Consider the following 13,654-nt stretch of genomic DNA (forward strand, 5'->3'; position numbering starts at 1 on the left):
CTGCTCAACGCTGTGGCCTTTTTTGTTCTAGTGCTGTGTTAGTGCAGTTTAAATTGCCCCGTAATAGTTTTCAGTTGCTGGGCTGCCTGGTTCAGCACATTAGACTCCGTATTCAGCTCAGTGGTATGAGACGCCGTACTGTCCATTAACTGCGTGATACGATGAATATTCAAATTAATATCCTCTGCCACTACGCCTTGTTGCTGCGTTGCAACTGCAATAGCTGTACTTTGTTGCTGCACCACTTCAATGGCCTGCCCTATAGCATCCAATGCGCTTTGCATCGATGTGGCGCGCTCTGAGCTTAACTGAGTTTGCTCACGCCCTTGTTGCATCTTCGTCTCAGCCTCTTTGGCGATAGCCTGCAGCTTTTCAACCATAGTACGGATATGGCCGGTGCTTTCACTGGTTCTGCCCGCCAGAGATCGAACTTCATCAGCAACCACAGCAAAACCACGACCTTGCTCACCGGCTCTCGCCGCTTCAATAGCGGCATTAAGCGCCAGTAAATTAGTTTGATCCGCTATCGCCTTAATTACATCTACTACGGCACCGATATTTTCAGATTCTTTCGCTAATCCAATCACCACATCCACGGCTTCAGTCATGGTACCAGCCAACAGGCCCATATCCTTCACTGCAGCCTGTGATAGCACTGCACCCTCTATCCCACGTTGCTGAGCTCGCGACGCGGCAGAACTGGTTTGCTGCGCGTTATGACTGATTTCCTGCACTGTGGCTGACATTTCAGTCACTGCGGCAGAAACTGCGTCAATTTGCAGCTTGTTACTCTGAATTTCAGAGTCAGTCTGACCGGCCACTTTATTTAATTTTTGACTGGATTGATGCACCAAAGCGGACTGCTCTGAGGTACGTTGTAAGGAGTGCCTTAACTTACTGATAAAGGTATTAAAATGTTGAGCTAAAACCCCTACTTCATCAGAACTTTGAATAGCCAGAGTACGGGTTAAATAGCCTTCACCGCTGGCGATATCTTTCATTGCCTCGGTTAAATCTGATAGAGGGCGAATAATACGTTGTGTGGTAAGTATAACAACCAAGGTAATCACAGCCAACATCAACAAGGTGGCAAATAAAGCCCAACCAGTGGCCTTTTGCACGGGAGCTTCAATCAGCTCTGCAGGAATTAATAAGCCGACCAACCAGTTCATTTTCGGAAACTCCAGACTGACAGGCTGATACGACACATAATAACTTTTGCCTGACAAACTGACTTTAGTAAAACCGGATTTTTGCTCTTTGGCTGCTTGTGCCAATGCGCTGAAACCTGCTGTATTAGCGATATTTTTATCCAACAGGTCCAGCGGATCATTGGCTTTAATTTCAAGTCCTGCAGCTTTAGAGAAATGCACGACCTGCCCCAGGCTATCAAGCAAAAACGGCAAGCCTTCGCCTTGATAACGGATGCGTTCTACTTGTTCGCCAAGCTTGTCCAAATGCAGATCCAGGCCGCCTACCCCCAATAAAGTGCCATCGGGTAAATACACAGGCCCCTCTACCACTGCGGACACAATACCAGTGGTGAAATCGGCAGAAGGTGAGCCAACAAAAAACTTATTGTGCTCAAGGCTTAACTTGTACCAGGGACGTTGGGTTGCAAAATAACCTTTGCTAATATCCCCGGCATCCGGCCCTTCTTTGTCCACACCTGTTCTGGAACTTTCCCTGAAGTATTCAGCACTACGATCCAGTGCAAAAAAAGCCGACAGTATATTGGGATCCCGTTCACTGATCTTAATAAAACTGTTGTTGATGTCCTGATAACCAGGCACTGAGTTCAGTTCAGCATTGCGGCCTGGGTAAGCCTGGAACCAGGCCTGAAACTGCGGAGCCTCCAGAAAAGTGCGGGCAACCTGGGCGTACTCAGCAAAAAATTTGCCTATATTCACCGACTCCGTGGTGACTAATGAGTCAACTTCCGCCTGCACTTGCTGGCGTGTCAGCTGGCTTAAATGGTTTACCGTAAAAAGTGCAGAGAGCACTAAAAGTACAGCTACCGAGCCGCCTACCGCTATTAATAGTTTTTGTTTTATGGATAGATTTTTGATGTAAGACATAACAGCCCCCAAATGGATACAGCATTATAAAAACATAAAGCAGCTGGTTTTACCACTGAATTTACTTTGATAAATAAGTGAATTTAATCAATGATTTAGATGTATCAGATTGGTGCATATTAATGAGTTGTTTTGGTGCGATTGGGTAATTTTGGGGCGGGGTTAGTTTTTGTAGGGGCGTCCCTTGTGGGCGGCCGTGTTTGATAGTTAAGCAGATGTTGGTGGTGGTTTGAGCGGATCTGTTCTGAATTCGGGTGCGGTGAACTACATTATTCCGGGCATCCTGCCCTGCACCCTTCGGGCCGGCTGCGCCGTTCCAGTTCGTTCCAGTTCGTTCCAGACGAACTGGTCGCATGGGGAATGCCGTGCTCGAATGGTCCACCACTAAATTCGCATAAAGCAAAAAGGCCCAGTCTTTCGACTGGGCCTTCTGGCTTAATTGGGAGCCTGGCGGTGAACTACTCTCGCATGGCATCTGCCACACTACCATCGTCGCGGCTGCGTTTCACTTCTGAGTTCGGAATGGAGTCAGGTGGTTCCACAGCGCTATTGCCACCAGGCAAAAACTGTTTTTAGGTCTTTAACAAGCAAGCTAGATAGAATTCTTTTCACACCACACACAAACACCTTGGGCGTTGTATGGTTAAGCCTCTCGGGCAATTAGTATGAGTTAGCTTAACGTGTCACCACGCTTCCACACCTCACCTATCAACGTTGTGGTCTCCAACGACCCTTATGTGTACTCAAGGTACAAGGGATGACTCATCTCTTGGCCGGCTTCCCGCTTAGATGCTTTCAGCGGTTATCCGTTCCGAACGTAGCTACCGGGCAGTGCCATTGGCATGACAACCCGAACACCAGCGGTTCGTTCATTCCGGTCCTCTCGTACTAGGAACAACTCCAATCAATCATCCAACGCCCACGGCAGATAGGGACCGAACTGTCTCACGACGTTCTAAACCCAGCTCGCGTACCACTTTAAATGGCGAACAGCCATACCCTTGGGACCGACTTCAGCCCCAGGATGTGATGAGCCGACATCGAGGTGCCAAACACCGCCGTCGATATGAACTCTTGGGCGGTATCAGCCTGTTATCCCCGGAGTACCTTTTATCCGTTGAGCGATGGCCCTTCCATACAGAACCACCGGATCACTAAGACCTACTTTCGTACCTGCTCGACGTGTCTGTCTCGCAGTTAAGCTGGCTTCTGCCTTTGCACTAACCGTACGATGTCCGACCGTACTTAGCCAACCTTCGTGCTCCTCCGTTACTCTTTAGGAGGAGACCGCCCCAGTCAAACTACCCACCAGACACTGTCCGCAACCCCGATTAGGGGCCTACGTTAGAACATCAAACATACAAGGGTGGTATTTCAAGGACGACTCCATCACGACTGGCGTCGCAACTTCAATGTCTCCCACCTATCCTACACATGTAGGGTCAATGTTCAGTGCCAAGCTATAGTAAAGGTTCACGGGGTCTTTCCGTCTAGCCGCGGGTATACGGCATCTTCACCGCAATTTCAATTTCACTGAGTCTCTGGTGGAGACAGCCTGGCCATCATTACACCATTCGTGCAGGTCGGAACTTACCCGACAAGGAATTTCGCTACCTTAGGACCGTTATAGTTACGGCCGCCGTTTACCGGGGCTTCGATCAAGAGCTTCGCTTGCGCTAACCCCATCAATTAACCTTCCGGCACCGGGCAGGTGTCACACCCTATACGTCCTCTTACGAGTTTGCAGAGTGCTGTGTTTTTAATAAACAGTTGCAGCCAGCTGGTCACTGCGACTCTCACGTGCTTACGGAGCAAGTCCTTCACACACAAGAGCGTACCTTCTCCCGAAGTTACGGTACTATTTTGCCTAGTTCCTTCACCAGAGTTCTCTCAAGCGCCTTGGTATGCTCTACCTGACCACCTGTGTCGGTTTCGAGTACGGTCGACAATACCTGAAGCTTAGAGGCTTTTCCTGGAAGCGTAGCGTCAACAGCTTCACCACCGTAGTGGCTCGTCTCGTGTCTCAGAATATAGGGAACCGGATTTGCCTAATCCCCCTTCCTACGCACTTTCACATGGACTACCAACGCCATGCCTGCCTAGCTTTCTCCGTCCCCCCATCGCAGTATTGTCGGTACGGGAATATTAACCCGTTTCCCATCGACTACGCATTTCTGCCTCGCCTTAGGGGCCGACTTACCCTACCCTGATTAGCATGGGATAGGAACCCTTGGTCTTCCGGCGGGGAAGTTTTTCACTCCCCTTATCGTTACTTATGTCAGCATTCGCACTTCTGATACCTCCAGCACCCCTCACGAGATACCTTCAACGGCTTACAGAACGCTCCTCTACCACTTGCACATAGTGCAAGTCCACAGCTTCGGTGCATGGTTTAGCCCCGTTACATCTTCCGCGCAGACCGACTCGACTAGTGAGCTATTACGCTTTCTTTAAAGGGTGGCTGCTTCTAAGCCAACCTCCTAGCTGTCTATGCCTTTCCACATCGTTTTCCACTTAACCATGACTTTGGGACCTTAGCTGGTGGTCTGGGTTGTTTCCCTTTTCACGGCGGACGTTAGCACCCGTCGTGTGTCTCCCGAGTAGTACTCATTGGTATTCGGAGTTTGCAAAGGGTTGGTAAGTCGGGATGACCCCCTAGCCTTAACAGTGCTCTACCCCCAATGGTATTCGCTCGAGGCGCTACCTAAATAGCTTTCGAGGAGAACCAGATATCTCCGAGCTTGATTAGCCTTTCACTCCGATCCACAAGTCATCCCCAAATTTTTCAACATTTGTGGGTTCGGTCCTCCAGTTAGTGTTACCCAACCTTCAACCTGCTCATGGATAGATCGCCCGGTTTCGGGTCTACACCCTGCAACTATTCGCCCAGTTAAGACTCGGTTTCCCTACGGCTCCCCTATTCGGTTAACCTCGCTACAGAATGTAAGTCGCTGACCCATTATACAAAAGGTACGCAGTCACCCCACGAAGGGGCTCCCACTGCTTGTACGTACACGGTTTCAGGTTCTATTTCACTCCCCTAACAGGGGTTCTTTTCGCCTTTCCCTCACGGTACTGGTTCACTATCGGTCAGTCAGGAGTATTTAGCCTTGGAGGATGGTCCCCCCATGTTCAAACAGGATACCACGTGTCCCGTCCTACTCGTTTTCATTGATAAAGCCTTTTCGTGTACGGGGCTATCACCCTGTATCGCCGCACTTTCCAGAGCGTTCCACTAACTCTTTATCAACTTAAGGGCTAGCCCCCGTTCGCTCGCCGCTACTAAGGGGATCTCGGTTGATTTCTTTTCCTCGGGGTACTTAGATGTTTCAGTTCTCCCGGTTCGCCTCGTATGACTATGTATTCATCATACGATACCTGATAAATCAGGTGGGTTTCCCCATTCGGACATCTGTGAGTCTAACGTCTCTTACCGACTTCTCACAGCTTTTCGCAGGTTAGCACGTCCTTCATCGCCTCTGACTGCCAAGGCATCCACCGTGTACGCTTAGTCACTTAACCATACAACCCCAAAATGTCTGGAATTGAAGGTGTGATAAGGTTCACAAATAAATATTGTTACCTTGTTTTCTTTCTATCAGCTTGCCAATTTGTTAAAGAGCACTTCGAGCATAAAGCTCAAAGAGAAATACTTCATACCGAAGAACTTGTCTTTGAGTTTTCAAACAGTAATTTTACTTTCAGAATATTCTTAAGTAATGGTGGAGTTAAGCGGGATCGAACCGCTGACCTCCTGCGTGCAAGGCAGGCGCTCTCCCAGCTGAGCTATAACCCCATTTGGGATATTCGGTCATTCGTTTTACATTCGCCGTAACGAAGCATAAAGCGAATTGGTTGGTCTGAGTAGACTCGAACTACCGACCTCACCCTTATCAGGGGTGCGCTCTAACCACCTGAGCTACAGACCAGCCGTAACCGCAATGGTTCTTACTGTTTGCTCTACGTATCAATCAATCATCTGTGTGGACACTACACGAACTAAATCTGCTTTAGGTAAGGAGGTGATCCAACCCCAGGTTCCCCTAGGGTTACCTTGTTACGACTTCACCCCAGTCATGAATCACAAAGTGGTAAGCGCCCTCCCGAAGGTTAAGCTACCTACTTCTTTTGCAACCCACTCCCATGGTGTGACGGGCGGTGTGTACAAGGCCCGGGAACGTATTCACCGCAACATTCTGATTTGCGATTACTAGCGATTCCGACTTCACGCAGTCGAGTTGCAGACTGCGATCCGGACTACGATACGCTTTAAGAGATCCGCTCACTGTCGCCAGCTTGCCTCCCTCTGTACGTACCATTGTAGCACGTGTGTAGCCCTACTCGTAAGGGCCATGATGACTTGACGTCGTCCCCACCTTCCTCCGGTTTATCACCGGCAGTCTCCCTAGAGTTCCCGACTTAACTCGCTGGCAACTAAGGATAGGGGTTGCGCTCGTTGCGGGACTTAACCCAACATTTCACAACACGAGCTGACGACAGCCATGCAGCACCTGTCTTACGGTTCCCGAAGGCACAACCGCATCTCTGCAGTCTTCCGTAGATGTCAAGAGTAGGTAAGGTTCTTCGCGTTGCGTCGAATTAAACCACATGCTCCACCGCTTGTGCGGGCCCCCGTCAATTCATTTGAGTTTTAATCTTGCGACCGTACTCCCCAGGCGGTCTACTTAGTGCGTTAGCTGCGCTACTCACAGTACAAGACCACGAACAGCTAGTAGACATCGTTTACGGCGTGGACTACCAGGGTATCTAATCCTGTTTGCTCCCCACGCTTTCGCACCTCAGCGTCAGTATTGTGCCAGGGGGCCGCCTTCGCCACTGGTATTCCTCCAAATCTCTACGCATTTCACCGCTACACTTGGAATTCTACCCCCCTCTCACATACTCTAGTTAGCCAGTTTTGAATGCAATTCCCAGGTTGAGCCCGGGGCTTTCACATCCAACTTAACTAACCGCCTACGTGCGCTTTACGCCCAGTAATTCCGATTAACGCTTGCACCCTCTGTATTACCGCGGCTGCTGGCACAGAGTTAGCCGGTGCTTCTTCTGCGAGTAACGTCAAAAATTGCAGCTATTAACTACAATCCCTTCCTCCTCGCTGAAAGTGCTTTACAACCCGAAGGCCTTCTTCACACACGCGGCATGGCTGGATCAGGCTTGCGCCCATTGTCCAATATTCCCCACTGCTGCCTCCCGTAGGAGTCTGGACCGTGTCTCAGTTCCAGTGTGGCTGATCATCCTCTCAAACCAGCTAGAGATCGTCGCCTTGGTGAGCCATTACCTCACCAACTAGCTAATCCCACGTAGGCGCATCCGATAGCATGTGGCCCGAAGGTCCCACACTTTGGTCCGTAGACATTATGCGGTATTAACAGTCGTTTCCAACTGGTATCCCCCTCTATCGGGCAGCTTCCTACGCATTACTCACCCGTCCGCCGCTAGGTCCGAAAACCCCGCTCGACTTGCATGTGTTAGGCCTGCCGCCAGCGTTCAATCTGAGCCATGATCAAACTCTTCAATTAAAGTTTAATTTGCCACCGAAGTAGCATGCTCAGTATCACTGACTTAAAACATCCATCCTTTCGGACAGAGTATCTGTAAGTCACTTCACTGATATATATTCTTTGTGCGATTGCTCGCTGCAGAATCTAAACCGTGAGTGCCCACACAGATGATTGATTGCTTATTGTTAAAGAGCAGTGCTGAACCGGTTAAGACCTTGCTCAGCGGGAGGCGTATCTTACACTTCCCAGAATTTGTGTCAAGCCAGCGATTTGAAATTATTTATCAAACCCACCTACTTAACTCACTTTGCTTCACTTTTGAGCCTTTCGACTCCACCGCGTTGCGAGGCGGCCATTTTAGTGATTTTCATCGTCGTGTCAAGCGATGTTTTCCATCATTTTTCACTTCATTTCAAAACCACCCCAGAGCTGCTTTCGCATCACCCCGTTGGCATGGCGCGCATTATAGGGAGTTTTTAATCCTGCACAACCCCTAAAATGACAATTTGATGATATCTGTGATCGTTCGCTCAGAAAAAAAGCAAAACGGGCAAAAAAGAGACTTTTTTGCCCGTTTTATTAACAGAAATAAGGCTTACCAAAGAAAAAGCTGTTATTGCACCTTAAATTGCTTCACCAGATCTTTTAAATCCTGGCTTAGTTGAGTTAAACGCTGAGTAGACTGATCGCTGCCTTTAATAGCTCCGGCAGTCTGATGCACCAACTGACTAATGGTATGCACGTTCTGATCGACTTCACCTGCCACAGCACTTTGTTGCTCTGCTGCAGTAGCGATGTGAGCATTCATATCGGAGATTTGTGCTATTGAATTGGCGATGTCCGTAAACGCTTGCTGAACCTGAGCCGCCAGATTGATATTTAGTTCTGCTGCAGTTTTACTTTCCTGCACAGCAGCAGTCATTTGCTGAGTGCCTTGTTGCAACTCAGCAATAATACCGGAGATTTCCTGAGTCGATTTTTGTGTTTGATGCGCCAGGGTGCGAACCTCATCTGCAACTACTGAGAAACCCCGGCCATGTTCACCAGCCCGGGCAGCTTCTATAGCGGCATTCAGTGCAAGTAAGTTAGTTTGATCAGCTAGCTTATTAATGATGTTCAGTACATGACTGATATTTTGCGACGAGCTATATAAAGAGGAAGCGACTACCGAACTTTGTTCTATGGTTTGACTTTGGGTATGAATACTCTCTACTGAGGCTTTCATCAGCTTCATGCCCTGTTGAACCAAAGTTTCAACCTGACCAGTTTCATGATTGGCTTGTTCAGCGCTTTGCGCCACTTCAGCTATAGCAGAACTCATCTGTGTAATAGCAGTAGCGACCATATCGGTTTCTTGTTGTTGCTGTACACTCTCTTTAGAAATTTGCTGAGAAATACGAGCTACATCCAACGCGCTTTCGCTAACCTCCACAGAAGTGACACCTACAGAAGTAATTAACTGACGGATTTTGCCAACAAAAAGATTAAAGGCTGTCGCCAGTGCTGCTAATTCATCTTTGCCGTCATAACTCAGTTTGACCGTCAGATCGCCATCGCCCGAAGCGATATCCTGCATAGCAGCTACAACATCTGTCATAGGTTTTACGACGGAACGTGTCACATACCAGCTTAACGCCAACATCAAGCCGACAACCAGAAAGACTAAAATAGCGAGTTGCATCACTACCTCATAAAAAGAGGCTTCGACATCATCTATATAGATACCAGTCCCAACTATCCAACCCCAGGGTTTGAATAATTCAACATGGGTGATTTTAGGCACTTCTTCGGTAGCACCAGGTTTGGGCCAGTTGTAGAACACCGAATGTGAACCGTCATCGGCTACACCATCGGCCATATTCTGGAACAAAGGTTCGCCTTGTTTGTCTTTGAAACTGGCGACATCTTTTCCGTCCAGGTCAGGCCTGAACGGATGCATCAGCATAGTGACCTGCTGATCGATAACAAAGTAATAGTCGTTCTCTTTGTAGCGAAGGGATTTCAGTTCGGCTAACGCCAGTTGTTTAGCTTTGGCTTCGTCTAGCTCCCCAGAGCCGACTTTACTGTGATAGCTATTGACTAAAGCAACAGCAACCTGGGACAGATAAAGAGTGGAGAGGCGTTTTTCTTCCAGAATACTTTGCTTTAAACCAGAAAGGACTAACCAGCACACCAGAATTTGACCAAGAACGGCAACGCCAACTATGGCAAAAAGACGGGTTTTAATACTCAAATTCTTTAACATGGCCCAACCTGTACAAGACGTATCTGTTTGTTTTGTAAAGAATAGGCTTAAGATGGGAAATAGCAAGCAGGGTGAAAACTAACAATAATATTTAGTTAGCAGCTTAACAATAAAGAGAATGTAATTTGTCGGAATAATATGGAGGTAAAACAGAAGAACAAGATGAAGAAAGAGAGTTGGTGCCGGGGGGGGACTCGAACCCCCACGCCGTGAAGCGCTAACACCTGAAGCTAGTGTGTCTACCAATTCCACCACCGCGGCAACTCAATTTGTCTCTGTCAACGAAGTTTTGGTGCCGGGGGGGGACTCGAACCCCCACGCCGTGAAGCGCTAACACCTGAAGCTAGTGTGTCTACCAATTCCACCACCGCGGCGCAAAGCGTCGTTGACGGCGTGCATGTTATGCGTCAAGTCGACAATCGTCAACTGTCTGATGCAAATTTTCAGTTGTTTTTACCAACACTGCTGAAATATTCGACAAACTGTTGGCTTTTGCATCAAAGACCTGACTTCTGTCTAACAAAAAAACAAAAGGCGAACCTAAGTTCGCCTTTTGTCAGGAAGTAAGCCGCGCGCTATCAGTACTTGGCTTTTTTAATTAAACCAATTTCTTCCAAGCGTTGCATCAGGTAGTCGTTTGAATTGATTGGTTCAGGGTAACGGTTTGGCTGCTCGGCGTTGATACAACTATCCAGAGTTTTAATCACATAATCCGGATTCGGATGCATAAAAAACGGAATAGAATAACGCGGCTGGCCTGCGGCTGCTCCGGCCGGATTCACCACACGGTGAGTGGTCGACGGCAACAAGTGATTCGTCAGGCGTTGCAACATATCACCGATATTGACCACTATAGTGCCTTCAATGGTAGTTACCGGTAACCAGCTACCATCACGACGCAGAATTTCCAGACCTGACTCGTGTGAGCCAACCAACAAAGTGATCAGGTTGATATCTTCATGCTGACCAGCACGAATAGACTGAGTCGACGTATCCTTAATAGGTGGATAATGAATTGGGCGTAAAATCGAATTGCCGTAATCCACTTTGTCCGCAAAATACGCCTGATCCTGTTTTAAGAATAAAGCCAAAGCTTCCAGTACCGTATTACCTAAGTTTTCCAGCGCAGAGTACAAACCGTAAGTTGCGTCCTTAAATTCCGCGACTTCAGACGGCCACAAGTTTGGATACAAACTTGGGTGTGGCGCAGGGCCTGATAATTCACGTCCAACGTGGAAAAATTCTTTTAAATCCGGATGATTACTGTCTTTGGCTTTTTCAACACCAAATCCCGTATAACCACGTGCGCCGCCCTGACCAGGCACATGGTACTTTTGTTTTACTTCAGTCGGTAAAGCAAAAAACTGCTTAATTGCTTTGTAGGTATTGTCTACAACTTCATCCGGGATACCGTGGCCGCTAATGCCACAGAATCCAAACTCAGTGTAGGCTTTGCCAATTTCGGCAACAAAGGTGTCTTTGTCGGTGGCAAACCGTCTGATGTCCAACGTAGGGACTTGTTGTTGAGTCATAGTTGTAACCTATTTAACTTAACGAAAAGAAAAAGCCTGCTATTGCCGCACTCATCAGGTTAGCCAGAGTGGCAGCTAATAGAGCTTTTAAACCCAGCTCTGCAATATCTGACCGACGATTCGGAGCCATCACTCCTAAGCCACCTAACAGAATGGCAATCGATGAGAAGTTTGCAAAACCACATAAAGCGATAGTGACGATAATCTGTGTGTGCTCACTCAGCTGTCCGGCTTTGACATACTGAATAAAGTCCAGGTAAGCCACAAACTCGTTGATAACTAATTTCTGGCCGATGAAGCTACCCGCCAAACGAGCTTCTTCCCACGACACACCTAAGATGAATGCCAGTGGTTGGAAAATATAGCCAAAGATCAGTTGCAGAGTTAAACCTTCAAAACCTACTAAAGTCCCCACCCAGCCGATTAAACCGTTTACTAATGCAATTAAACCGACAAAAGCCAACAACATAGCACCGACGTTTAATGCCAGTTGTAAACCGCTGGCAGCACCTGAAGCTGCAGCATCAATCACGTTGGTATTTTTCTCAACCATACCAATATCAGCTAAGTCATTTTTTGGTGTTTCAGTTTCCGGCAGTAACAGTTTTGCCATCAACAAGCCACCTGGAGCGGCCATAAAGCTGGCTGCGATCAGGTATTTCAGTTCAATCCCCATACCGGCATAACCTGCCAACACAGAACCAGCCACTGAAGACAAGCCCCCTACCATTACCGCAAATAATTCTGAGCGGGTCATAGTTGGAATAAAAGGCCGAACAACCAGTGGAGCTTCTGTCTGTCCCACAAAGATATTAGCCGCAGCACTCATAGACTCAGGGCGACTGGTGCCAAGCAGCTTTTGCAAACCACCACCTAACACAGTGATGATGATGCGCATCACACCAATGTGGTACAGCACGGCTATCAAAGAGGAGAAGAAGATAATGACCGTCAGCACATGAATGGCAAAGACGAAGCCATATTTCTGTGCGCCCGCATCACCAAATAAGAAGATGATACCAGCCTGGGCGTAAGAGATAATATTGCCGACAAAGGCAGAAATGCTTAATAGCACGTCTTTACCAAAAGGCACATAAAGCACAAAAGCGCCTATTGCCAACTGAATCGCAAAAGCACCTACAACGGTGCGCCATTTAATGCGACTTCTGTTAGCAGAAGCTAAATACGCAGTTACTAAGATGGCAAGAATGCCAACCAAACTCATCATAGTTATTCCTTGGATATAGGGTCTGGCCATGCAAGGCGCAGATTTTTGTTCTTGTGATGCCAAATCCTAGAATAGCATCAAAAGATCAAGTAGTTACAGTTTCCGAGCGGGAGTGTTAACCACCGTAGCCGGCTTCAAACACTTGTAGTTGCTGTTCAGGGGTTGTCTAAACTTGACGTTTTGCCGCGCGATTATAACAGAATTGAAAAGCTTGCAAAGCAAATGTTGCATGAAGGATCCTGAAGAATAAGGAGGAAAGCGACAACCAAAAGCGCAGTTTGGTTGTCGTTAAAGCTTTTAATAAGGAAGACTATTCCTGTAACAATTGACGAATTTTGGTTTTGATAATATCGATGGCAATTTCGTTTTTACCACCACGAGTCACCACCAAATCAGCGTACTGCTTGGACGGATTAATAAACTCAAAAAAAGCGGGGCGCACGTAGTTTTCGTATTGTTCTGTAATAGAACCTAAACTACGACCTCTGTCTTCCATATCACGTTTAATACGACGTAATAAACAGACATCCAAAGGCGTATCCATAAAAACGGTAATATTAAACTGCTGGCGTAACTTATCGTCGGTCAGTAATAAAATCCCTTCTACCAGCACCACTTTGGCCGGATGCACAGTAATGGTTTCAGCTTTACGGGTATGAGTTTTATAACAGTACTGCGGCATAGACACAGCTTTACCATCTTTTAACTGCTGTAAATGCGACGCCAATAACTCGTGCTCAAAAGCGGCAGGATGATCATAATTAGTCAGAGTACGCTGATCAAAAGACAAATGCGCCTGATCGCGATAGTACGCGTCTTCAGCCAACACAGCGATACGCTCACCACCTAATTCCGCTACCAGCTCCTGGTAAACAGTGGATGCAAACAAACTTTTGCCAGAGGCCGAGGCGCCGGCAATAGCAATAATGGTACTTTTAGCCACAGGATCACTTCTAGTTCAAAACTTAACTTAGCGCATTATCGCGGATTTTAGCTTTTGGATAAATAAAAAATGCCGGTATTACACCGGCATTTTATTTATCTTACGT

Annotated in this window: 5 protein-coding genes, 4 tRNA genes and 3 rRNA genes; all 12 read right to left on the reverse strand. The window is 47.5% G+C overall.

Translation table 11 applies throughout. The annotated features are described in order from the left end of the window. Positions 1 to 38: 38 nt before the first annotated feature. Positions 39 to 2,078, reverse strand: a complete 2,040-nt coding sequence (locus tag OM978_RS15935) for a methyl-accepting chemotaxis protein (RefSeq protein ID WP_264343264.1) — start codon at positions 2,076 to 2,078, stop codon at positions 39 to 41. 445 nt (positions 2,079 to 2,523) lie between these two features. Continuing rightward, a 5S ribosomal RNA gene (gene rrf / locus OM978_RS15940) occupies positions 2,524 to 2,638 on the reverse strand. Positions 2,639 to 2,717: 79 nt separating this feature from the next. Continuing rightward, positions 2,718 to 5,600, reverse strand: a 23S ribosomal RNA gene (locus tag OM978_RS15945). A 198-nt stretch (positions 5,601 to 5,798) separates the two neighbouring features. Continuing rightward, positions 5,799 to 5,874 (reverse strand) — tRNA-Ala (locus OM978_RS15950). Between the two features lie 56 nt (positions 5,875 to 5,930). After that, positions 5,931 to 6,007, reverse strand: a tRNA-Ile gene (locus OM978_RS15955). Between the two features lie 86 nt (positions 6,008 to 6,093). After that, positions 6,094 to 7,618: ribosomal RNA gene (locus OM978_RS15960) — 16S ribosomal RNA — on the reverse strand. The 16S, 23S and 5S rRNA genes sit together here with 2 tRNA genes alongside, the layout of an rRNA operon. 595 nt (positions 7,619 to 8,213) lie before the next feature. Continuing rightward, entirely contained in the window at positions 8,214 to 9,845 is a 1,632-nt protein-coding gene (locus tag OM978_RS15965; protein ID WP_264343265.1) for a methyl-accepting chemotaxis protein, read from the reverse strand. Positions 9,846 to 10,022: 177 nt separating this feature from the next. Next, a tRNA-Leu gene (locus OM978_RS15970) sits at positions 10,023 to 10,106 on the reverse strand. 29 nt (positions 10,107 to 10,135) lie between these two features. Next, positions 10,136 to 10,219: transfer RNA gene (locus OM978_RS15975), tRNA-Leu, on the reverse strand. A 204-nt stretch (positions 10,220 to 10,423) separates the two neighbouring features. After that, positions 10,424 to 11,377, reverse strand: coding sequence for an isopenicillin N synthase family dioxygenase (locus OM978_RS15980; protein ID WP_264343266.1), 954 nt, complete (start codon positions 11,375 to 11,377; stop codon positions 10,424 to 10,426). A gap of 13 nt (positions 11,378 to 11,390) precedes the next feature. Further along, positions 11,391 to 12,605, reverse strand: a complete 1,215-nt coding sequence (locus tag OM978_RS15985; RefSeq protein ID WP_264343267.1) for a NupC/NupG family nucleoside CNT transporter — start codon at positions 12,603 to 12,605, stop codon at positions 11,391 to 11,393. Positions 12,606 to 12,915: 310 nt separating this feature from the next. Continuing rightward, entirely contained in the window at positions 12,916 to 13,548 is a 633-nt protein-coding gene (gene udk, locus OM978_RS15990; RefSeq protein ID WP_233010799.1) for a uridine kinase, read from the reverse strand. Positions 13,549 to 13,654 lie beyond the last annotated feature (106 nt).

This window comes from Rheinheimera sp. MM224 (assembly GCF_947090785.1).
In the GTDB taxonomy this organism is placed as follows: domain Bacteria; phylum Pseudomonadota; class Gammaproteobacteria; order Enterobacterales; family Alteromonadaceae; genus Pararheinheimera.